The 21,014-nt window shown below is 70.5% G+C and carries 24 protein-coding genes and 1 pseudogene; 12 read left to right on the forward strand and 13 right to left on the reverse strand.

What is annotated here, in order from left to right:
* Positions 1–334: 334 nt before the first annotated feature.
* The 3 genes from AB0I15_RS60000 to AB0I15_RS60010 all read right to left on the reverse strand — a co-directional run bounded on the left by AB0I15_RS60000 (position 335) and on the right by AB0I15_RS60010 (position 1,992).
* Positions 335–826, reverse strand: a complete 492-nt coding sequence (locus tag AB0I15_RS60000) for an SRPBCC family protein (protein WP_358118236.1) — start codon at positions 824–826, stop codon at positions 335–337.
* Between the two features lie 129 nt (positions 827–955).
* On the reverse strand, positions 956–1,600 hold the full coding sequence (locus tag AB0I15_RS60005; protein WP_358118238.1) for an SRPBCC domain-containing protein: 645 nt from the start codon (positions 1,598–1,600) through the stop codon (positions 956–958).
* Entirely contained in the window at positions 1,597–1,992 is a 396-nt protein-coding gene (locus AB0I15_RS60010) for a transcriptional regulator (protein ID WP_358118240.1), read from the reverse strand. Before AB0I15_RS60010 ends, AB0I15_RS60005 begins: the two co-directional genes overlap by 4 nt.
* Before the next feature lie 259 nt (positions 1,993–2,251).
* Here AB0I15_RS60010 and AB0I15_RS60015 point away from each other — a divergent pair, with 259 nt between their 5' ends.
* From AB0I15_RS60015 to AB0I15_RS60030, 4 genes are all read left to right on the forward strand, one after another.
* Positions 2,252–2,389, forward strand: a complete 138-nt coding sequence (locus AB0I15_RS60015; protein WP_358118242.1) for a hypothetical protein — start codon at positions 2,252–2,254, stop codon at positions 2,387–2,389.
* 46 nt (positions 2,390–2,435) lie between these two features.
* Entirely contained in the window at positions 2,436–3,686 is a 1,251-nt protein-coding gene (locus AB0I15_RS60020) for a serine hydrolase domain-containing protein (RefSeq protein WP_358118244.1), read from the forward strand.
* A gap of 219 nt (positions 3,687–3,905) precedes the next feature.
* Entirely contained in the window at positions 3,906–4,199 is a 294-nt protein-coding gene (locus AB0I15_RS60025) for a hypothetical protein (RefSeq protein WP_358118246.1), read from the forward strand.
* Positions 4,183–5,823, forward strand: coding sequence for a hypothetical protein (locus tag AB0I15_RS60030; protein ID WP_358118247.1), 1,641 nt, complete (start codon positions 4,183–4,185; stop codon positions 5,821–5,823). Before AB0I15_RS60025 ends, AB0I15_RS60030 begins: the two co-directional genes overlap by 17 nt.
* On the opposite strand, the gene AB0I15_RS60035 is transcribed toward AB0I15_RS60030, so the two are convergent.
* The 4 genes from AB0I15_RS60035 to AB0I15_RS60050 form a co-directional block, all read right to left on the reverse strand.
* Positions 5,786–5,956, reverse strand: a complete 171-nt coding sequence (locus tag AB0I15_RS60035) for a hypothetical protein (RefSeq protein ID WP_358118249.1) — start codon at positions 5,954–5,956, stop codon at positions 5,786–5,788. The two genes, AB0I15_RS60030 and AB0I15_RS60035, sit on opposite strands and share 38 nt — an antisense overlap.
* 110 nt (positions 5,957–6,066) lie before the next feature.
* Positions 6,067–6,291 (reverse strand): hypothetical protein, encoded by a 225-nt coding sequence (locus AB0I15_RS60040; RefSeq protein ID WP_358118250.1) that lies wholly within the window; start codon positions 6,289–6,291, stop codon positions 6,067–6,069.
* Entirely contained in the window at positions 6,288–7,193 is a 906-nt protein-coding gene (locus AB0I15_RS60045) for an aminotransferase class V-fold PLP-dependent enzyme (protein ID WP_358118252.1), read from the reverse strand. The genes AB0I15_RS60040 and AB0I15_RS60045 overlap by 4 nt, the downstream gene beginning before the upstream one ends.
* On the reverse strand, positions 7,190–7,600 hold the full coding sequence (locus AB0I15_RS60050) for a RidA family protein (RefSeq protein WP_358118254.1): 411 nt from the start codon (positions 7,598–7,600) through the stop codon (positions 7,190–7,192). Before AB0I15_RS60050 ends, AB0I15_RS60045 begins: the two co-directional genes overlap by 4 nt.
* Positions 7,601–7,769: 169 nt before the next feature.
* Between AB0I15_RS60050 and AB0I15_RS60055 the strand changes: the two genes are divergently transcribed.
* The 5 genes from AB0I15_RS60055 (at position 7,770) to AB0I15_RS60075 (ending at position 10,998) form a co-directional block, all read left to right on the forward strand.
* Complete coding sequence (locus AB0I15_RS60055; protein WP_358118255.1) at positions 7,770–7,928, forward strand: hypothetical protein; 159 nt, start codon at positions 7,770–7,772, stop codon at positions 7,926–7,928.
* The gene (locus AB0I15_RS60060) at positions 7,925–8,122 is read left to right on the forward strand and encodes a hypothetical protein (RefSeq protein ID WP_358118257.1); all 198 of its coding nucleotides are present in this window, start codon (positions 7,925–7,927) and stop codon (positions 8,120–8,122) included. Before AB0I15_RS60055 ends, AB0I15_RS60060 begins: the two co-directional genes overlap by 4 nt.
* Before the next feature lie 34 nt (positions 8,123–8,156).
* A complete protein-coding gene (locus AB0I15_RS60065) occupies positions 8,157–8,975 on the forward strand; it encodes an IclR family transcriptional regulator (protein ID WP_358118259.1) in 819 nt (272 codons plus the stop codon).
* 63 nt (positions 8,976–9,038) lie between these two features.
* A complete protein-coding gene (locus AB0I15_RS60070; RefSeq protein ID WP_358118261.1) occupies positions 9,039–9,995 on the forward strand; it encodes a thiamine pyrophosphate-dependent dehydrogenase E1 component subunit alpha in 957 nt (318 codons plus the stop codon).
* Positions 9,988–10,998 carry a transketolase C-terminal domain-containing protein gene (locus AB0I15_RS60075; protein WP_358118263.1) on the forward strand — a complete coding sequence of 337 codons (1,011 nt, stop codon included), beginning with the start codon at positions 9,988–9,990 and terminating at the stop codon, positions 10,996–10,998. Before AB0I15_RS60070 ends, AB0I15_RS60075 begins: the two co-directional genes overlap by 8 nt.
* A gap of 233 nt (positions 10,999–11,231) precedes the next feature.
* Here AB0I15_RS60075 and AB0I15_RS60080 read toward each other — a convergent pair whose 3' ends face one another.
* Complete coding sequence (locus tag AB0I15_RS60080) at positions 11,232–11,447, reverse strand: hypothetical protein (RefSeq protein WP_358118265.1); 216 nt, start codon at positions 11,445–11,447, stop codon at positions 11,232–11,234.
* Positions 11,448–11,522: 75 nt separating this feature from the next.
* On the opposite strand from AB0I15_RS60080, the gene AB0I15_RS60085 reads away from it, so the two are divergent.
* The gene (locus AB0I15_RS60085; protein ID WP_358118266.1) at positions 11,523–12,380 is read left to right on the forward strand and encodes an aminoglycoside phosphotransferase family protein; all 858 of its coding nucleotides are present in this window, start codon (positions 11,523–11,525) and stop codon (positions 12,378–12,380) included.
* Positions 12,381–12,518: 138 nt separating this feature from the next.
* Positions 12,519–12,710, forward strand: a pseudogene (locus AB0I15_RS60090) (aminoglycoside phosphotransferase); the annotation flags it as partial.
* Positions 12,711–13,049: 339 nt separating this feature from the next.
* Here the strand turns inward: AB0I15_RS60090 and AB0I15_RS60095 are convergent.
* From AB0I15_RS60095 to AB0I15_RS60105, 3 genes are all read right to left on the reverse strand, one after another.
* Positions 13,050–13,631, reverse strand: a complete 582-nt coding sequence (locus tag AB0I15_RS60095) for a dihydrofolate reductase family protein (protein ID WP_358118267.1) — start codon at positions 13,629–13,631, stop codon at positions 13,050–13,052.
* A 66-nt stretch (positions 13,632–13,697) separates the two neighbouring features.
* Entirely contained in the window at positions 13,698–14,537 is an 840-nt protein-coding gene (locus tag AB0I15_RS60100) for a helix-turn-helix domain-containing protein (RefSeq protein WP_358118269.1), read from the reverse strand.
* A 163-nt stretch (positions 14,538–14,700) separates the two neighbouring features.
* Positions 14,701–15,183, reverse strand: coding sequence for a hypothetical protein (locus tag AB0I15_RS60105; protein ID WP_358118271.1), 483 nt, complete (start codon positions 15,181–15,183; stop codon positions 14,701–14,703).
* Positions 15,184–15,537: 354 nt separating this feature from the next.
* On the opposite strand from AB0I15_RS60105, the gene AB0I15_RS60110 reads away from it, so the two are divergent.
* Positions 15,538–16,104: a dihydrofolate reductase family protein gene (locus AB0I15_RS60110; protein ID WP_358118273.1), complete on the forward strand. Its 567-nt coding sequence runs from the start codon at positions 15,538–15,540 to the stop codon at positions 16,102–16,104.
* Positions 16,105–16,409: 305 nt separating this feature from the next.
* On the opposite strand, the gene AB0I15_RS60115 is transcribed toward AB0I15_RS60110, so the two are convergent.
* Both AB0I15_RS60115 and AB0I15_RS60120 read right to left on the reverse strand, forming a co-directional pair.
* Positions 16,410–17,417, reverse strand: a complete 1,008-nt coding sequence (locus tag AB0I15_RS60115; RefSeq protein WP_358118275.1) for an RNA polymerase subunit sigma-70 — start codon at positions 17,415–17,417, stop codon at positions 16,410–16,412.
* Between the two features lie 337 nt (positions 17,418–17,754).
* On the reverse strand, positions 17,755–20,985 hold the full coding sequence (locus AB0I15_RS60120) for a BTAD domain-containing putative transcriptional regulator (protein ID WP_358118277.1): 3,231 nt from the start codon (positions 20,983–20,985) through the stop codon (positions 17,755–17,757).
* Between the last annotated feature and the right edge of the window lie 29 nt (positions 20,986–21,014).

Genomic DNA, 21,014 nt, shown 5'->3' on the forward strand with positions numbered 1-21,014 from the left:
CTGGCACAACGACCACACCGGCCAGCCGATCAAGAGGTCACTGATCCTTTACGACCACTGACCATCCCTGACCCCTTGGACTCAATCATCTAGTCAGAGCGAACCTGGGAGTCGGTGCGTGATCTCGTCTGGCGGAGGAGAAGGATCTCCACGGACGCGGTGGGTCGGCAAGTTGCTCTGAGTGACCGATGGCGACCTGGAACTTCCCGTTGTGCCGCCGCAGCGCCGGCCTCGCCGCCTTCGGTAACGGTCATCTCCAGAAAACGCCGGTGGAGCTTGTCCCAAGGGAAGATCAACACGCCACGCGGTCTGACGCCTGACCAGTTACGGCAGATCAGTTCGTCGCTTCGCGGACGTCCTTTCCCTGCTCGGCGAACGCCTTGAAGTCCTGCATGTGCTGTTGCGACTGCTTGCGGAAGGCGCCGGGCATCAGCAGTCCCACCAGCTTCATCAGAAGGCCGCTGAACCGGTATTCGTTCTCGCTCTCCCAGAGCGTCGTTTGCGGGCCGGCTTCGGTCAGCCGGTCGCGCGCGGCGCTCCACATGCCCTCGCCGACGATCTCGCGGTCGAAGTGAACGACGCTCCCTGTCGGGATCCCGTGCAGGTCTGCCGGTTCCCGGCGGGTGATGGTCTCGGTGCACTCGATCTTCCGCTGGCCCATCTGCATCACGACCCGCGACTTGGTGCCGAGCTGCCCGTGCTCCCCAGTCAGCGGCTCGTGCAGCACCAGGCCCCGCAGCCATTTCGGCAGGTGCGCCGGGTCGGCGAGCAATTGGACCGCCTTCTCCTGCGGCAGGGCGATCTCGATGGAGACGGTGTATTTCATGGGCGCATCATTCTTTTCCATTCAGGTGTGGGACAACGTGCTTTTGTACTGCCCTCCGCCTGGTGATTCGTAATTCTCATCGTGGGCGTGAGCTCCGAGGGCGCCGGCCAGCCCACCGCAGTAGGAATGTCAGACTGGGTCGGGTGCGTAGAACTTGGTGGTGGCCTCGACTGCGGCCGCGACGTGCTCCGGTTCGCCACCGGCGGCCAGATGAGCCTGGCCCCAGGCTGCGGCGCTGCGCCGGCTGAACTCGCGTCCTTCGGGCGACTTCTCGAACTCCTCGTGGCCGGCGATCTCGTCATCGGCCAAGAGCCGGGCCAGGGTGAGGAGAGCCAGGTCCCAGCTGACGCCGCCGGCGCCTGGGCCGTAGGTGGGGAAGGAGGGCTCCCCAATGAAGGCTGCGTGGATCAGCTCGAGCTCCGTGTCGCCGGCAGGGCCCGGGGCCAGGCGCACTTCCACCTCGCTCGTGCCGGGCCAGGCGTCGGCGTCCGGTCCGTAGAGCCAGGACACCTTGAGCAGACGCGGCGGCTCGCATCGGAGGATGTCGCCGTGCTCACCACTGTCCAACTCGAACTTTCCGCCAAGCCGAAGGGCGCCGGTGACCGGCTTCAACCAGCGGCGCAGCCGCTCGGGGTGGGTGATGGCGTCCCAGACGTCGTCGATCTCCGCGTCGTATCGACGCCGCAGCTCCACGGTGTACGCCTCGCCGGCGGGCACTCTGCTGTTGCCCATCGCCCGGCGCACGGCGGCCAGCTCGTCCAGTACGTCTTTCATGTCATGCCTCTGTCGGTGGTGGATCGGTTTTGCCCGTATCGGTGCCGGGCCTGGCCTGCCGGGTGGGTTGCCGACCGGCTCGGGGGGCGTGCACGCCTGCCCCGGGCCAGCTCGGTCCCCAGGGCGTCGAGGCGTTGTTCCCAGGACCGGCGCAACCGGTCCGGCCACGCGTCGGCCTCGCTCAGCGGCGTGGGCTCGACGGTGTAGAACCGCCGAGCGCCTTCAGTCCGCATCGACGCGAACCCGCTGTCACGTAGCACACCCAGATGCTGGGAGATGGTCAACTCGGCCCGGATGACGTCCGTGGTCGCCCCGGAGGTCTGCTCACCGTCGGCGAGCGGCTCCGGAATGCGTCGGCGTACGGGGTCGCCGAGGATGTCGAACGCGTGCACGACGGAGATCGTACCGGCCTGGACTTATATAAGTCAATTCTGATATTTTGGCGCCGCGTCGGCGGGGCCGCATAGGTCGACCGGGCCCGCACCAGCCGACCGCCGCCGCCTCCAGCCGCGCCACAGCCCGGGTCGCCGCCGCGGCGACAATGAGTCGTCGGATTCCGCCCTCGGCTCCAATCTTGGTTGGGCTGCGCAGCCATGTCAGCTTTGCGCGCTGCTGGCCTGGCTGCGCGAGGTCCTGGCCGAAGCCGCCGCCATGCTGGAGGACCTGAAGGTCGCCGGCTCCGCCGAACCGTCCGCCGGCGTCACCGACTGCTTCGCCCTCAAGGTCTGGTCCGACGACGGCCACGCCGGCTTGGTGCGAGAGTTGACGTCTGTCATGCGAGACCCGTGACACAGCGCACTGACCTCCGCCGAGCGGAAGGCTCATGCTGAGCGCCATGACCATTCGTCGATTCAGCACGCTCACCTCGCGGCTGGGAGCCGCGACCCTGGCCGCCGCGCTGCTCGCGGCGGGACCCGCGGCCGCCGCTGAGGACGGCGGCCTCGACCGGCAGCGGCTGCGCCAGACGCTGGACGCGATGCACGAGGCCGGCATGTACGGCACCTATTCGAACGTCGTGGACGGCCGGCGGAGCTGGAAGGGCGCCGCAGGCGTGGCCGATGTCGAGACCCGCCGCCCGATGCGGCCCGAGATGGTGCACCGGGCCGGGAGTGTTACCAAGTCGTTCGTTGCCGTGGCCGTGTTACAGCAGGTCGGCAAGGGCACAATCGAGCTCGACGCCCCCATCGGCCGCTACCTGCCGGACCTGATCCCGGGTGAGCGCGGGCAGCAGATCACTGTACGGATGCTGCTCAACCACACCAGCCACATCGCCAACCACACCGAGGTGATCTTCCCGACGATCGAGAGCCTGGACGCCAACCGCTTCCGCGCCTTCCCGCCGGAGGAGCTGGCGCGGGCGGGGCTCGGCGCTCCCGCGACCGGGCAACCGGGAGTGATGCCCGGGGCGTACTCGAACACGAACTTCGTCATCGCCGGCCTGCTGCTGGAGAAGGTGACGGGCACGAGCGCCGAGCGGTACATCACCGACCACGTCTTCCGGAAGGCCGGGCTGCGGCACACGTCGTTCCCGCGTACGCCGCACCTTCCTGGGCCGAGCTCCAAGGCGTACGAGGCGCTGTTCGGCTATCTCGACCCGCCCAAGGACTACAGCGTCTACAACATGTCCTGGGCCTGGACGGCGGGTGCGGTCGCCTCAACGATGGAGGACCTCAACCGCTTCTTCCGGTTGCTGCTGCAGGGCAAGCTGCTCGACGCGACTCTGCTCGCCGAGATGCAGAAGACCGTGCCCATCCGGTCGTTCTCGGGCGCCGTGCTCGACTACGGTCTCGGGATCTACCCCCTCGACCTGCCGTGCGGCCGGTTCTGGGGGCACGACGGGAGCATCCCGGGCATGCAGACCTTCGCGTTCTCCGACACCGACGGCGGCCACCAGTTCGCCTTCGGCACCAACCTGAGGAACTACCAGCAGCTCGACGAGAACGGTAGTCCTGTCACGCACGCCATCGACTTCGCGCTCGGGGACCACCTGCTGGAGGCGGCGTGCGGGCCTGACGCGGGGGCGGCGACCAGGGCGGCGCGGCCGCTCCCGGCGATCGGCGTGGACGGGGGTACGGTCACACCGTGACCGGCGGTGCGACGCGGGCGGGTCACCGATCGGCGGCCCGCCACAGCGCCGCCGCCGTACCCCGTTCCCGGTGCCGCCGCGGCACCTGAACGCCGATCACTCCGCCTCCCGAGCCCCCGCCTGTCAAACCGGAATCTGGCCGACAGGTGAGTCCGGCGGTGCTGCAGCATCGAGTCACCAACGCTCGCGGGAGGCAGCACAGTGGACGGTATCTTAACGGTGGTCATCGCCGCCCTGGCGGCCGGCTCCCTGGCCGGCCTGGGCACTCTACTCACCGAGAGGACTCAGAAGATGGTAGAGGGCAGGCGGAGGAAGACGTCACCGGCCGAGGAGCCGGACGCGTCCGCGTTCGAGCAGGATCCGCTGGGCAAGGTCGCGATCCACGTTGAGCACAGCAGTGGTGTCCAGGTCGTCACGGAAGACGGCGCCAAGGGCGTGCAATTCGTGCACTGCACCTTCGGCCCGTCCGTCCCCCTTCCGGATCTGGGAGCGGACGTTGATCGCCCTCGCTGAATGGGCCGGTTCGGACGAGCTGTCGGACGAACAGTACTCCCGGCACAAGCAGGGGCAAGCGCCGCTGCGCGAAGCCGGCCACGCACGGTGGAAGCGCGGGCGGCGCGAGTGCCAGGTGACCGTCACGCCCGACCACATCGTCTACCAATGGCCGCTACGGCCTCCACAGACGCCGGAACCGTCGGGGCCGCCTCCTGAGGGGCGCCGCACGGGAGAGGAGCGGCTCGACGACCGGGCGCAACCGCCCCCTGCCGCCGTCGAATGGCGGGCCCGGCAGATCACGCGGACGTCGTACGGGTGGGATCCGGCCGGTCCCGTGCCGGAGGCGGACGTCGCCGAGGGGCCGCCGATTCGTCAGCCGGTCGCGGAACCTGAGATCATCTGGATCAGGGACTGCGTCGGCATACAGATCGGCGCATACAACTCCCAGACCGACACCTACGACATCGTCCTCTCCAAGCTCGAGATCGCACTGGACGAGGAGGCGCTGACGGCGCTGCTCGCCCTGATCTCGCAGGGCGCGGAGGACAGGTTCAGGACCGACATCCGCCTTCTGGGACTTCCGGCCTTCCGCGGGTCGTCGGCCGAGTCCTTCACCCGCAGGCATCCGGACGACACGCGGCTGATCGTCGTCAGGCGCTCCTGCGGCGTCCAGATCGGCAAGCGATGCTACCAGCGCAATACGTTCACCCTCCGCGCCGACGGTTTCCTGATCCGCATCGACAGCCTGCACCTGCGGAGCGGCCGGCGGTCGGCCATGCGCCGGCTGCTGGCGGACCCTCACGACAGGGACGCCGCGGCCATGATCGCCCGTGACGTCGTGGAGCGCGCCCTCGCCACTCTTCTGACCCGCCTGGAGAGGGAGTTCGAACGCCTCACCGAGCCGAGCCTGATCACGGGACTGCGCTCGCTGTACGGGCGGATCGGCGTGTCGATGGGATTCCGCAACAAGGTCCGCCTCCGTCGGCGGTTCGATGCGAGCGCGATCAGGATCGCCCTTCTGTGCCGGGTGCTCACGGAGCAGATCCTGCGGTACGCGCAGCGCCACGCCGCGACTCGGCAGGCCACTGACGAAGCACGGGCTGCGGATGAGCGACGTCCCGATCCGCCCGGGTCCCATGGCCGCCCGACGGCTCCACCCACGCCGGAACCCGCTCCGCACGCCGCCGCATCGCATGCCCCCGAGCCGGGTGAGTCGGCTGAGCGCTCCGAGCCGTCGCGGGAAGTGGCTCCCGAGCGATCAGCCATCGCTCGCCGGCGCGAGCTCCACAAGGCGACCGAGCAGACCGGCCCAGCACCTGGGGATCCGCCGGCGCACGATTCCCGGAGCGGACTCACAGCAGGCTCCCGCCCATCCCTGCCACAGCCGCTGGGCAACCCCTCCCGCGAGCCGCGCGACGATCTCGCAAGCCCGACGGGATCCTCCTTCTCTTGCTCGGAAGCCCTGGTCCGCGGGCTGGAGGATACATTCCATCCCGCACCGGAGGACCAGCCAGGGAGCGTGGAGCTGCCGTCCTTTTCCGATCGGGACGGCCCCGGGACGAGGGGAACAGGTTGGTCACCGCCGCCTCCCGACTCCTGGGACATCAGCCGAGACCGCGACCTGGGCCCTCCCGGCCGGTAGACGGGCGGATGTTGTGGTTGAGGTGGAAGACGTAGACGTCCTTGAGCGCCGTAAGCCGCGTCGGCTTCCCGGCCGGGGTGACGTACTCGACGGCCGCGTCGCGTTGGCCGAAGGCGCTCTCCTCGTCCGGCATGTCGGCGATCGCCCCTCCGCGTTCAGCTTCCGCCGGCCGCGCAGCACCGGCAGCGTCCGGTCGATCGGGTAGGTGGACTCCGTATCAACTCAGGTTACGACGGGCACGGCTTATGTCATGAGCCGTGCAGCCCGTCCTCGGCCCCGGAAGGGCTGTCTCTCTGCGAGGATACTCAGCGTCGTTCGTACGTCGTCCTCGTTGTTGAAGTAGTGGAAGCCGAAACGCACGCGGTCGCCGAGCGCGGTCGCTCGCACGCCTTGTTCGCGCAGCCGCGCGGACAGGCGGTCGGCGTGGTCGGTGCGTAGCACGACGATCTGCGAGAGCGGGCCGCTCACCACGCGCCGGTAGCCGATGCCTGCCGCCTGCTCGGTGAGCTGCCCGGCGAGGTCGAGGCAGTGCCGCTCGACGCGGCCGGCGTCCAGCGAGCCGAGCAGGCGCAGTGCGGCGCAGGCGCCGAGCCAGGAGAACCAGGCGGGGACGTGTTGCACCGGCCGGCGTCGTCGGCCAGCCGCAGGGGCCCGCCGAAGTAGCCGTGCGGCGGGTTGGTGGACTTCCAGCTCGGCGCGAGCGCTGTCAGCTCGCCGAGCCGGTCCGGCCTGGTGACGAGCCAGGCCGCGCCACGCGGGCACAGCATCCACTTGTAGCCGTGCACGGCCAGGTAATCGGGACGCACGGCCGCCGGGTCGAAGCGCAGCGCGCCCAGCGACTGCGTCAGGTTGACGAACAGTCGCGCGTTCACCCGGTCGGTCGCCTCCCGCAGGGCGGCCAGGTCGAGCCGCTGCCCTTCTCTGCTGGTCACCTCGCTGACGGCGAGGAGCACGGTGTCGTGGTCCAGTGCGGCGATCAGGTCCTCCACCCGGGTCGCGCCGTCGCGGGCCGGGACCGCAACCACGTCGTGCTGTGCCAGCCACGGGAACAGATTGCTGCGGAACTCCTCGGCCGCCACGACGACTCGGCCGCGCGGCAGGGATCCGGCGACCGTGGCAGCGGCCTCGGCGAGTGAGCCGAGCGTCGAGATCGTGGCGGGGTCGGCTCCGACCAGCGGGGCGAACAGGGTGCGGGCCTCGTCCGCCGCCGCGTCCCATGCCGGCCAGTCGAGCTCGCCGCTGGACCACGCGGACACGGCCTCGTGCAGGGCATCGGTCACCGGTCGTGCGCCGGGCGGCACGCCCGGCGTGTCCAGCCAGACCGTTGACCGCAGTGCGGGGAAGAGCCCACGGAAGTCCTCCGGGCTCATCGGCGCGGCAGGGCGGCCACGCCCTCGATCTCGACGGTCAGCTCCGGGGCGGCCAGGGCCGTGACCACGGCGAGCGAATGGGCGGGCCAGTCGCCGTCGGGGTACCACTTCGCGAACGTCTCCGCTCGCGCCGCGCGGCAGCCTTCGACGTGTTCGACGCCCGCGACCAGGGTGAACAGTTTCACCAAATGGTGTGGCCCCGCGCCGAGCGAGTTGAGCAGCCGCTCGATATTGGCGAAGATCTGCCGCGTCTGCGTCTCGGCGTCGGGGCCCGCGAGCGTGCCGTCCGGCAGCGCGCCGACCTGGCCGGAAATCATCACCAGCTCGTGGCCGGCCGGCACGGAGGCGAGGTGGCTGTACTGGCCGATCGGCGGGGCCAGCGTGTCGGGATTCCAGCGGCGGATCATCGGTGAGCTCCTCCTCGGAGGCCGGTTGAGGTCTGAGCACGCTAGGCAAGTGTGACCTGCCATTTCACGTGTCCGCATACTGAATTTCAGATAGTCGAAAAACGGGTTCATTCTGATGCGGCGCAGCGAGGCGACAGCGCACAGTAAACGGCCAAAGGGAGGTGACCGGATGCCGCCGCAACCGAGCAACGCCGAGGTGCTGACCCAGGTGAAGGCGCTGGCCGAGGACATGCTGGAGCTGTTGTCCGCGAGCGTCCGTCAGGCCGGCGAGAGCGGCAGGGAGAACCTCATCGCCTGGTTCCGCTGCCGCCTCGGGAGCCCTGCATGAAGGGCGGCATCGCAGCCGGCTCCGACGCCGCCTTCGTTAGCGCGGCCGGGGTGCCGGCGGCCGTGTCCGGGCCCGGCGAGGTGGTCAGGGCGCGCAGCCCGGACGAGTTCGTCGCGGTGGACGTGGTGGACGTGGTGGTGCAGGCTGCGGGAGTGCTCGCCCTCGCCCCCGCCCTGCGAGATCTGACAGGGTGAGACCTGACAGGGCGAGACCTGCGGGGAGGCGGGCATGAGCGAGAAGACCGTGCTGCACACGCTGGAGCGCGGCCTGCAGGTACTGGAGGCCGTGGCCGCCGCCGACGGCACTGCCACCGCGAAGGTGCTCAGCCGTCAGCTCGACATCAAGCTCGGCACCTGCTACCACCTGCTGCGCACCCTGCTGGCCGGCGGCTACGTGGTGCGCCTGCCCGGCGGCCGGTACGACGTCGGCCACCGCGCGGCGTCGCTGAACAGGCACCTCCAGCGCAGGTCGGGCCCGTCACCGGAGCTCGCGGTGATCCTGACCCGGCTGCACAACCGGACGCATGAGACGTCCTACATCTCCGGCTGGTACCACGGGACGCTGACGCTGCAGCAGTACATCTCCGGGCTGCACGCGGTCATCGTCGGCAATCTCGACGTGGGCTACACCGGCCAGATGCACGCCCGCGCCTCCTGCAAGGCGGTGCTCGCCTTCCTGCCCGAGGAGCAGGTGGCGGCGATGTTCAAGGGAGTGGAGCTCGCGGCGGTCACCCCGCACACGATCGTCGACTACGACCACCTCACCGTCGAGCTGGCCCGGGTGCGCAGGCAGGGCTACTCGGTGGACCGCGAGGAGTTCAGCGAGGGCGTGTGCTGCGTGTCCGCGCCCTTCTTCGACGAGACGGGCTCGCCGACGGGCGCGTACACGGTGTCCGTCCCGACTGCCCGGTTCCACGAGCGGCAGGCCGCGCTGACCATGGCGGTCCGCGAGGCGGCCTCCATGGCGACCGGTTTCCTGCGCGCCGGGCACCTGGCCGTGCTTCCCGCCGAGCGGGGCAGATCGCCCGGCCACCGGGACGCCTCATGACGTCCCGGTAGCAAGTCGGCGACCAGGGATTGCGTACCGAGAGAGAGGAGAGTGGGCACCCCCATGCCTGAAACAGCCACGCTGCTCGACCATCTTGAGTCGATGCGACGGATCAGGTTCTTCGAGGAGGAGGCCGCCCGCCTGCGGGCGCAGGGTGACGTCGTCGGATCCGTCCATCTGTGCAACGGGCAGGAGGCGATCTACACCGGCGCCTGCGCAGCGCTGGATTTGAGCCGCGACGCGGTCTTCCCCACCTATCGTGGGCACGGGTGGACGCTGGCCTGCGGCGTGCCACCGTACCCGCTGTTCGCCGAGCTGCTCGGCCGCCAGAGCGGGATCAACGGCGGCCGGGGCGGGTCGGCGTACCTGACGGCGCCCGAGTACGGCATGTACGGCGAGAACTCCATCGTCGGCGCGGGTGCCCCGATCGCCGCCGGCGCGGCGCTGGCCGCCGTCCACGACGGGTCGGGCAGGGTCGCGCTCGCCGCGTTCGGTGACGGCGCGATGAACCAGGGGGCGGTGCACGAGGCGATGAACTTCGCCGCCGTACGCCGCCTGCCGGTGATCTTCCTGGTGGAGAACAACCGCTACTCGGAGCTGACGCCGATCGCCGCCATGGTGCGGGTGGACCTCCTGTTCGAGCGCGCGTCCGCGTACGGCATGCCGGGGGCGCGGATCGACGGCAACGACCCCTCGGCCGTCCGCGAGGCCGTCTCCGAGGCGGTCGGCCGGGCCCGTTCCGGCGAGGGACCCGTGCTGCTGGAGGCCATGACGCAGCGACTCGTCGGGCACTACGTCGGCGACGCACAGCGCTACCGCCCCGCCGGGGAGATCGAGCGGGCGCTGGCCGACGAGCCGATCGTCCGGCTTTTGGCCGTCCTGCGCGCCGCGGGCGTCCTCCAGGACGAACTGGACGCCGGCGCGGACCGCGTGCACGCCGAGATCGCCGAGGCGTCCAAGCGCGCGCTCGCCGACCCGCCGGCCGCCCCGACCACCGTTCTGGAGCACCTGTATGCCTGAGCAGACCAGACGACTCTCCTACGCCGAGGCCGTCAACGCCGCGCTCCGCCGCGCGCTGGAGGAACGGCCGGAGACCCTGCTGTTCGGCGAGGACGTGGCCGCACCCGGCGGCGTCTTCGGCGTGACCAAGGGGCTGCGCACGCAGTTCGGCGACAGGGTGTTCGATACGCCGATCTCCGAGTCGGCCATTCTCGGTGGAGCCATCGGCGCCGCGATGTTCGGACGCCGGCCGATCGCCGAGATCATGTGGGCCGACTTCTCGCTGGTGGCCTTGGACCAGTTGGTCAACCAGGCGGCCAACGTCCGCTACGTCTCGCGCGGCCTGCTGGGCGCGCCGATCACCGTACGCACCCAGCAGGGCAGCGCCCCGGGCGCGTGCGCGCAGCACTCGCAGAGCCTGGAGGCCTTCTTTGCCCACGTCCCCGGACTGCGCGTGTGCATGCCCGCCACCCACCAGGACGCCTACGACCTCCTGCTGTCGGCGATCTGGAGCGACGACCCGGTGATCGTCATCGAGAACCGCACGCTCTACCACGCCGGCAGGCAGGAGGTGCGGCTGGGCGGGGACGTGCCGCCCGTCGGAGGCGCCGCGGTGCGCAGGCCGGGCTCGGACGTCACCGTGCTGACGTGGGGAGCCGTCCAGCAGGAGGTGCTGGCCGCGGCGGAGCGCCTGTCGGTACAGGGGATCGAGGCCGAGGTCCTCGACGCCCGATGGATCCGACCGCTCGACCTGGAGGCCGTGCTCGGCAGCCTCGCGCGTACCGGCCGGCTGGTCGTGGTGCACGAGGCGCACACCATCGGTGGGGTCGGCGGCGAGGTCGTCGCCGCGGTCGCCGAGGCAGGGGTGCCGTTGCGGTCCGCGCCGATCCGCGTGGGTGCGCCGCCGGTGCGGATCCCGGCCGCGCCGTCGCTGGCGCAGGCCGTCATCCCGTCCGCCGACGTGATCGCCGACGCGCTGACCAGATCGGTGCACGGCACCGCCGTACCGGCAGGAAGGGGGTGAACGTGTTCGCCGAGGGGGAGGCCCACTTCATTCCCAGGAGATTGACACCCACGCCCTCCGCCGGCACCGGCAATTAACCGAATGCGCGGAACCGACCGGGTGGTGTTGCATACAGACGTGACCGGCGGACCCCCTCGCACTCCTCCAGGAAGCAGGCGACCGCACGCGGGCGCTGACGCAAGGCCGGCCGCCCCCCGGACGAACCCGCGTCGCCGCCGACGACGCCCGCCGCTTCAACCCTTTTCCGCTGCCGCGTGCCCCCCGAGCAGGCCGACGCGCTCGCGTCCGCCCTCGCCGCGGCCGGCCGCCGGCTCAGCGGCGACGGCTTCGGCACGGCGCTGCCTCGGGGTGATCCGGACGTGAGCCCTCTCCTTGACCGGCCCCTGACGGCACGGGACGGCGACGGCCTCGGGGTCGTCGGCCATGTTCGGCCGCGCCGACCTGGTCATGACACGTCAGACGCTCGGCCGGCCCAAGGGGCCGCGCCGCACACATCGACTCCGGCAGGAAGAGGCACCGAACACATGAAGGACACCGAGATCCCGCGGGCGGTGGCCGCGGCCGTCGACACGGCCGCCGAGTACGGTCTGGGCGCCGACGACGCCGCCGTGCTGCACAACTCGAACCGGATAGCCGTCCGGCTGCGGCCCAGCGGCGTGCTCGCCCGGGTCGCGCCCCTCGCGCACCGCCTCGACTTCGAGGTCGAGATCGCCCGGCGCCTCGCCGGGACCGGCAGCCCGGTGGCGGGTCTCGATCCGAGGGCCGAGCCTCGCGTCCATGTCCGCGACGGCTTCGCCGTCACCCTCTGGACCTACCACGAGCCCACCGCCGCACCCGAGAACCACCCGCCCGCCGCCTACGCCGACGCCCTGGCCCGGCTGCACGCGGGCCTGCGCCGCATCAACCTCGCCGCACCGCACTTCACCGACCGCGTCGCCGACGCCCTCCGGGTGGTCGAGGACCCCGCCGTCAGCCCCGACCTCGGTGCCACGGAACGCGCCCTGCTGACCGGCACCCTCCACGAAATCAGCCGCGCGATCCTGGACCGCGACACGCGGCAACAACTCCTGCACGGCGAACCGCACCCCGGCAACCTCCTCGCCACCGCGGACGGACCGCTCTTCATCGACCTGGAGACCGTCTGCCGCGGACCCGTCGAGTTCGACCTCGCGCATGCTCCGGAGGACGTCGCCGCGCACTACCCGGGCACCGATCCCGCGCTGCTCGCCGATTGCCGGATCCTCAGCCTCGCCCTCGTGGTCTCCTGGCGCTGGGACCGCGACGACCAGCTCCCCGACGGCCGCGGAAGGGGCCGCGAGTGGCTCGCCCAACTGCAGGCCGCCCTCGACCGCCGGGAGCACGCCACCGGTGGCGGCCGCTGAGCGACGCCCCGCGCCACGCGAAGATCCCACACCACCGCCAGCGCCGACTCCGGCCTCCTCGTCTTCGCCATCCGTGCAAGACGAACGACGAGGACGATGAGACCTTCAGAATCTCTGAAGTCTCATCAATCTCGAAAGATGACCATGCGGCGTTGGGTGCGGGAACTGCTGCGCGACCGGCACCCCGACCTGGCCGATCGTCCTTTGCGGCTCGGCGCGCGGGGCTGGAGCAACCAGCTTTGGCGGCTCGGCGACGACCCCGCCGTCCGGTTGCCCTGGGTGGGGGAGTCCGTAGACGCGCTGCTGCTCAAGGAGCACGCCTGGCTGCCGGGCGAGCTCGCCGACCGCGCCGCCGGACGGCAGCGTCGACATCTGGTTGATTCGCCGGGCTAAGCGTGGTCCAGGACCGCGATATCAGAAGCCCTGATGGGAGGGCTGAGTCGGCGCGTTGATCGGGCCCAAAGTCCCGAAGCCACGCTCAGGCCAAGTTCGTTCGGGGGTCGGCCACGATACGACGGAAACCGGCAACCAGTGATCTGGAGCAGGTGAGGTGCTGGGGCGGATCGGCGTCGGCTGCCCGACCGGGGACAGCGATGCGCAAACGCAGCCGGAGGCCCGATCTTGTGTCACTGTACGCGGTGGATTTCTTCGCGTACCCGCTCAGATCGGTCAACGGCGCACCCGATAGCGCAGGTGAAGCACCCGGTTGCCCTGAATCACCACGTCAGGATCCTCCAACAGGTGCTGCGCGTCGACCGACCCGAAGTAGCGCTTGCCGGACCCGAACACGACGGGTACGACGTCCATGCGCACCTCGTCGACCAGACCCGCGGCGAGCACCTGGCCACCGACGTCGCCAGCGGCGACCTCGACCATGCGGTCACCCGCAAGCTCCTGCGCCTTGGCCATGGCGGCCTCGACGCCGTCGACGAAGTGAAACGGCGCCTCGGGGTCCCAGCCCTCGGGCTCCGGCCGGTGTGTCACGACGACCACGTGGTCGATCCCGCCCGGAGGCTTGCCGTCCCAGCCGTCCGTCATGTCGAAGACGTGGCGGCCGACGATCGTGACTCCGATCTGGTCCCAGTACGGCCGGGTGTAATCGTAGGACGTCTGCGACACCTTCACCTCGCCGCTCTCGTCCAACGGGACGTCACCGCTGGACAACCAGTCGAACAGCGGTCCGGGCTGGTCGTTCTCGTCCGCGACGAAGCCGTCCACCGACACCGAGCTGTACATGACCACCTTGCTCACGGGGCTCTCCTCTGCTTTGGGGTGCCCCCAAATTAGCCTGTCGTGAGCTGCCGCTCTTGTAAGAAATCAATCGGCCGGCAGCGGCCAGCCGTCCAGCACGTGGCCGGGATGTTCGCGCAGGAACCGCCGCCGGACTTCGACGTACCGGGTCGGCGTGAGCCCGGTGAACGCCCGGAACTCGTGGCCGAAGTGGGCCTGGTCGAAGTAGCCTGCGCCACCGGCGAGGTCGCCCCAGTCGATCGGTCCGGCGGGGTTGATCGCGAACACGGTGGCGGTGAAGCGGTAGGTGCGGGCCAGCCGCTTCGGCGTGACGCCGATGAGCTCCTTGAACCGCTGCGTCAGATGAGTGCTGCTGACACCGGCTGCCACGCTCAGGTCGCCGATCGCCGCCGCCCCGCTGGTCGCCGCGATGACGCTGCTCGTATGGCGGACCAGCCCCAGGCCGGCGGTCTCGCACAGCCGTCGCATCAGCTCCTCCTCCAGCAGCGTCAGCATCTCGTACGGCCCGGCCGCCGTGGCCAGCCGGTCCCGCAGCTCGGCAATGGCGGGCCGGCCCCAAACCTGCTCCACCGTCACCGGCCGGTCACACAGCTCGGCCGCGGGCATCGGCAGGAACGGCGCCAGCCCCCACGGCTTCACGTGCACGCCGACGGACCGGGTCCCCGGCGGATAGCCGAACTCGAAGGCGCGGGTGGGCATGGTGACCACGCAGCCGTCGGCGTACTCGGCCGTCTCGATGTCGGTGCCGGCGCGGATGCGGAACGGCGCCCCGAGGTTGACGATGAGCAACGCCGACGGCATCGGCGGCAGCATCAGCCGGGCGTACGGCGGCGCACCCTCCAGGTAGTAAAGGTCGTCGATCAGCCCGTCCAGCGGCGGTCGCGGCACTCTGGACACGTACTCCACGCCCACAGTATCGCCGACGCCCCCGCCGGCATCGCGCGCCGGGACGGTCCAGCCGCGCTGCCGCCGGAACGGGCGAGCGTCCGGCGTTACGCAGTCGGCAGGTCGGTGAGGACGTTCTCCCACTCGGGTGGGGCGAGGGTGTCCTGGATGATCAGCGTGTTGATCAGACCGAGGGCCGACTGGAGAAGAGGGTGTCCTGGATGATCAGCGTGTTGATCAGACCGAGGGCCGACTGGAGAATGTGCAGGCACAACATCCCCAGTTCCTGTTCTTCGCGCCGGTAGGAGGCGAGCTCTCCGCGCTTGCCGACCACCTCCAGCATCGCGGCGTAGGCGGGGTGGGTGGTCTCGCTGGTGAACCGGCGTAGCAGGCCGCTGTGGAGACGGTCCGCAGCCGGATCGTGGCGAACAGCGGGCTCACCTCCACGTCCCACCGTTGCAGGATCTCCGCCGCCCATGGCCAGACGCTCAGAACGCTGCGCCGCTTTTGGCGGGGAGCCCTTCTGCGCTTTGCCGTGCCGGACATACAGCACTCCGTACTCGCCGAACTCCGGTCCGTGCGTGTTGCGGCCGAAATCGACCGCAACACGCATCCGAGTCTCGTTGCGACGCAGGCCGAAGGCGTAGGCGGTTTGAACAGCACGCATCCCGAAACACTGGCGGCCAGCCCTCACGCACCCGCACCGGATGAGTGCCGAAACGCTGCTCGCACTCCGCTGGCCAGCCGTAGGCCGGGTCGGTGATGTACGTGCGGAACGGGCGAACCACCTCCTGGTAATTCCGCAAAGCCGAGCGCTTCAAGTCCCGGATCGAGCGCAGATCACCGGGCCACTCGTCCATCAGTTGAAGCCGGGCAGCATCCGGGATGGCGTTGCCCGCCGGGTACGCCGTGCTGAGCCCGGAACCCGGGAGACAATCCGCTGACGCGGATCGCGCACCGATTAGGTTTCCGCGCCGCGCCCGTCTGTACGTGCGAGATCGACTCACAGGAGGCTGACACGATGCGAAAACTGATCTTCGGCATGAACGTGACCCTGGACGGCTACATCGCCGCGCCCGGCGACGACATCGGCTGGGGCGGGCCGCCGAGCGACGAGCTGTTCCAGTGGTGGCTCGACGGGGAGCAGGCGAACGGCCTGACGTTGTACGGGCGCAAGCTGTGGGAGACGATGAGCTCCTACTGGCCGACCGGCGACCAGCAGCCCAACGCTACCCCGGCGGCGATCGAGTTCGCGCGGAACTGGCGGGACACGCCGAAGGTCGTGTTCTCCTCGACGGTCGAGAAGGTCGACTGGAACACCCGCCTGGTCACCGGCGACGCGGTAGCCGAGATCACTCGGCTCAAGGCCGAGGACGGCGCCCCCATGGGCATTGGCGGCGCAACGCTCGCCGGGGCGGCCATGCGGGCCGGGCTGATCGACGAGTACGCCCTGGCCGCCCACCCGGTCCTGGTGGGCGGTGGCACTCCGTTCTTCACGGCGCTGGACAACTGGGTGAACCTGACCTTGGTGGAGACGCGGACGTTTCCCGGCGGCGTGGTGCTGACGCGATACGAAACGAGGCGATGAGCACGGGCCGCATGCTCGGCTCGTGAGGCCGGGTCGAAATCCTTCCTGGCGTGCTCACCGTGGCCCTCGGCTATGAGGGAACCTTCCCCGGCCTTGTCCTTGCGTTCCGAGTGAGCTGTTGACCGACTCGCCGGAGGAGGACGACGCCGTCGATGATCATGAAGATGTTCTTCCGGGGCACAAAGATGCCCCGCCGGCAACGCCGGCGGGGCGGTGGTGGTCAGATGGTCGGAGTGCTCATTCCGCGGTGACTTCGGTGACGGCGGCCCGTGCGCTGGATTCGTCGACGATGGGGACTTGTCTGATCACAGGGTCGGGGGCAGGCCCAGCCATGGCTTGTCGGCGGCGTCGAATCCGGTGAGCTCGGCGATCTTCCCGTCGACGATGTGCAGGACCGCGATGGCGAACAGACGGTATTCCGGGTCGTCGGGGGTGCGGAGGTACAGCGCGGCGGCAGGCATGCGGTTGACCGTCGTGGTGACACAGCGCCAGTCGTCGTGGCCGCGCTGGAAGAGCCCACCGGAGACCCAGCCGTCCACCGCGTCTTTGGCCGTCATGATCAAGGTGCCCGACTCGGGCAGCATCGCGAAGCGCAGGTCGTCGCGCAGTAGGGACATCAGCCCGTCGAGGTCGTTGCGCTCATGGGCGTCGATATACGCCTTCACCACGCCGCGCTCGTCATGCGACAGCTCGTGGGTGGCGGGGCTCCGCCAGTCGAGGCGGCGGTCGGGTACCTGCTCGCGCATCGTCACGCGCGCCCGCTGCAGTGCACTGGTCACCGATGCGACGGTCAGCTCGAGGACGTCGGCGGCCTTCGACGCCGGCCAGCCCAGGACGTCGCGCAGGATGAACACCGCCCGCTGCCGCGGCGGCAGGTGCTGGACGGCGACGATGAACGCCAGCTCGATCGTCTCCCGCGCCACCACCGATTCCTGCGGATCCTCGGGAAGCATCCGGTCGGGGTACGGCTGCAGGTACAGCACCTCGGAGCCAGGGTCCGGCAGCTCGGATGGTAGGGGTGTGCGGTCGTTGCGCTTCTCCAGGAAGTCGAGGCAGGCGTTCGTCGCGATCCGGTACAGCCAGGTCCGCAGCGCGGCATGGCCCTTGAACGACTCCCGCTTGTTCCACGCTCGCAGGAACGTCTCCTGCGTCAGGTCCTGGGCGTCCTCGTAGTTCGCGAGCATCCGGTAGCAGTGCACCTGCAGCTCACGGCGGTGGCGCTCGGTGAGGAGTGCGAACCTCGCCGTGTCGTCTGAGCGGACCGCCGCGATGAACGTGGCCTCGTCGGCGCCCAGCCGTCTGGCGTCGGTCATGGTCTTCCATCCTTCCATCGGTGCGGGGGGTTACCAGAACTGACGACGTGGGGGAGGATTTCTGATCGGTGAAGCCGGTGACAGCAGGCCGTTCGTCAGGCCGAGTGAGGGTGCGCGAGCGCCTGTCAGATAATCCGCATTATCTGACAAATTGGAGGATCGCTCCTGAGACGACGTTCTCGGCGGCGACACCCCTTCATTGCGTCCGCACCCGCGAACAGATCGACCGGCTGATCACCGACAAGCGCCAGTCGGCGGACAGGTGCCGGGCCCAGGTGGCGGCGGCCGCGGCTGTCCAGCGGTCCACAGCCGCGGCGTACTGTGCCGTGGGCAGAGGCTAGGTGGTCGTTCGCAATCGGGCCTCGGCGGCCCAGTGGGGTGCGTTCCAGTGGTCGGCGATGGTGGCGGCCTGGGTGAAGTGGGCGGCGGCCTCGTCGGTACGGCCCAGGAAGACGGCCAGTTCACCGAGGGTGTGGGCGACCGGGCGCAGCGCCAACGACAGGCTCGCGGCACCCGCCGGGGGGCCGTTGCGATGCGGAAGCAGCGTCGCGTAGATCTCCTCGGCGGCATCGCGGTCGTTCAAGACGACGATGGCCATCGCGCGCAACGTCGTGAGGAAGGTGAAGAAGAAGTCGGGACGGATCGGGCTGGGTGACGCGCGGACCTCGCGAGCCTCGGCGTCCAGGCCGTTGGCGTGGAGGGCGAGCGCGAGCAGGTCGGAGACCATGGGGCCGAGCACGGCGTGGAGGGCGCGAACGTCGTCCAGGTGCGCACCGAGCGTGCCCTCGTTCAGCCAGATCGTCGCCAGGGCGAGCTGGTGAAAGCCCGTGTGCACCGATCCGATGCGCCGCATGCCCTCGTCGGCCTTGATGTAGAGGACCTCGGCGTCGGCGAGTCGGCCTTCGATGAGCGCCAGGCCCGCCAGCGTGATCTCCGCGACGGCGATCGCCTCGCGCATCCGGTAGGTACGCGCGAGTTCCAGGGCCTCGGTGATCACTCGGTGCATGGTCACCGGGTCATTGGCGGCGGCGGCGACGCCGGCATGGTTGAGCAGCCCGGTGACGCGGTAGACCGGCAGGTCGTGCTCGGTGCCGATCTCCACGAGTTCCCGGCAGAGCTCGGCGTCGCCGTGGACTTCGGCCAGGATCTCGAGTGCCGCGGCCCGCAACCGGGGTTCGGTGGCGAGGTCGAGTGCCTCCTGCGCTGCCTCGACAACCGTCGGGTCGTCCTCGCCGACCAGTTCGTGCGCGTACGCCGTCAGGAGCCGGGACCGCACCGAAGGGGTCAGGTCACGCTCCAGCAGGCGGCTCAGGCGGTCGACGATGGGCCGGTCTACCGTGCCGTACGTACGGGCCTGCCAGGCGGTCGGCTCCGTCCACGCGGTGAATGCTGCGATCATCAGGTCGTCGCGGCCCAGGGACTCTGCGTACTCCACGGCTTCACGGCGTGTCTCGCGGGCGGCTGCGACGGCTCCCGCCCGGATCTGCGCGCGCAGCAGCCTGCCGAGCAATTCGACGCGTTCGTCCGGTCCGGTCGAGCGGGTGACGGCGTCGGTGAGGAGGTCGGCCGCCACGTCGTGGGCGTAGCGGGCCTCGGCACGTTCGGCGGCCTGGACGCAGTAGCCGACGGCCTTCGGTGAGCCGGCGCGCGCGTAGTGATGGGCCAGCGCCGCGATGTCGTCGGTGCCTTCAAGAGCGGCGGCGATCCGGGCGTGCATCCGGGTAGCACGCAATCTGCTGACGTCGGCGATGAGCGTGTCCCTGACGAGGGCGTGGACGAAGCGGATGAGGCCTGGGCCGGGCTCGTCGAGGAGCCCGGCGATGACGCCCGCGTCCAGGGCGTCCAGTACCCCGTCCTCGTCGGTGTCGGCGGCCTTGACGAGGACGTCCACCGAGCTTTCCCGGCCTGCGACCGCGGCCAGCCGGAGGACGGACACGCCTGCCTCGGGCAGGCGCGCGAGCCGGCGGCGCAGGACGTCCCGTACGCCTTCGGGGACCTCGGAGAGGGCGACCAGCGCGCCTTCGCCGTTCAGCAGCCGGGCGCTTTCGCGCACGTAGAACGGGTTGCCGCCGGTGCGCTCGGCGATCCCTGCGATGGTCTCCTCGTCGGCCTCGCATTCGGTCCGTACGAGCTCCGCGACGGCCTCGGCGTTCAGCCCCGGCAGCGCCAGGCGCAGGGGCGTGGCGCGCGCGAGGGAGGCCAGCGTTTCGGTGAGGTGCCCGCTCTCGTCCGCGCGGTACGCGGCGACGACCAGGATCGGGGCCCGCATGCCGAGGCCGCCGCCGAGCAGCTCCAGGGTGGCGGCGTCCGCCCAGTGCAGGTCGTCCAGCACGACGGCGACCGGGCGTTCCGCGGCGACCGCCGCGAGCCACTTCCACACGGCTTGGCGCAGGCGGAACCGTCCCGCGGTGGCGTCGGCGTTCACCGGCCCGGCGTCGGTGAGCAGCGGCGCGAGGTCGTCCGCGAACTCGCCCGGGAACGTGGTCGCGGCGACGGCTCTCAGCGCCTCGGTCCAGGCCCACGCGGGCGGCGCGCCGTCGACCTCGGGGCAGCGGCCGACGGCGACCAGCCACCCGTCACGTTCGAGCCGCCTGCCGAGGTGTTCCAGCAGCGTCGACTTGCCGAGCCCGGCCTCGCCGGTGACCAGGGCGATGCGGGCGCCGTCGGTGGCGGCCCTGGTGGCGGCCGTGACCAGTGCCGACATCTGTGCCTCGCGTCCGACGAACGGGGCCTCGACGATCGGAGCCGTCTCCGGGAGAGGGGCCGCCTGCGGCGGCGACGCGGTCAGCGGGGGCGCGGGCACGGTCGCGCGTAGGACGTCCGTGCGCTGGGTGAGGATCGCCTCCTCCAACGCCGTCAGGTCCGGGCCGGGGTCGAGCCCGAGCTCCTCGGCGAGGATGCCGCGGGCGCGGCGGAGCGTCGCCAGCGCGTCGGCTTGGCGGCCGCTGCTCCACAGTGCCAGGGCGTGCAGCCGCCAGCCTTCCTCGCGCAGCGGCTCGTCGCGGGTGAGCCGCTCGGCCTCGGGAACCACCGCGGCGGGGTCGCCGATGCGCAGACCCGCCGCGACGTGCAGCTCGGTGGCGACCAGGCGTAGCTCGTTCAGCCGGGCCGTCTCGGCGGCGGCCCACGGCTCGTCGGCGACCTCGGCGAACGCCGGTCCCTGCCACAGCCCCAGCGCCTCGGCGAGCCGAGCCTGCGCGGCGCGTGGGTCGGTGTCCGTACGCGCTCGGCCCAGCAGGCCCTCGAACCGCCACGCGTCCACCGCCTCCGGTGGCAGCCGCAGCGCATAACCCGGCGCCGCGCTCACCAGCAGCCGGGCCGGCGTGCGCGGCGGACGTCCGGGCTCCAGCAACCGACGCAGGTTGGACACATACGCCTGCAGGGACAGCAGCGCCCGCGCGGGCGGCTCCCCGCGCCACAGATCCTCGATCATCCGGTCGACCGGCACGACCTGCCCACGCGCCGCCACCAGCAACGCCAGCACGCCCCGCTGCCGCGGCCCGCCGAGGTGAACGGCCGCACCGTCTACCTCCGCTGCGAACGCGCCCAGCACCCGGATGAAGACCATGATCTGCACATCGTATGCGGATGTTCCAA

The sequence above is a fragment of the Nonomuraea sp. NPDC050643 genome (assembly GCF_040654715.1).
Classification (GTDB): domain Bacteria; phylum Actinomycetota; class Actinomycetes; order Streptosporangiales; family Streptosporangiaceae; genus Nonomuraea.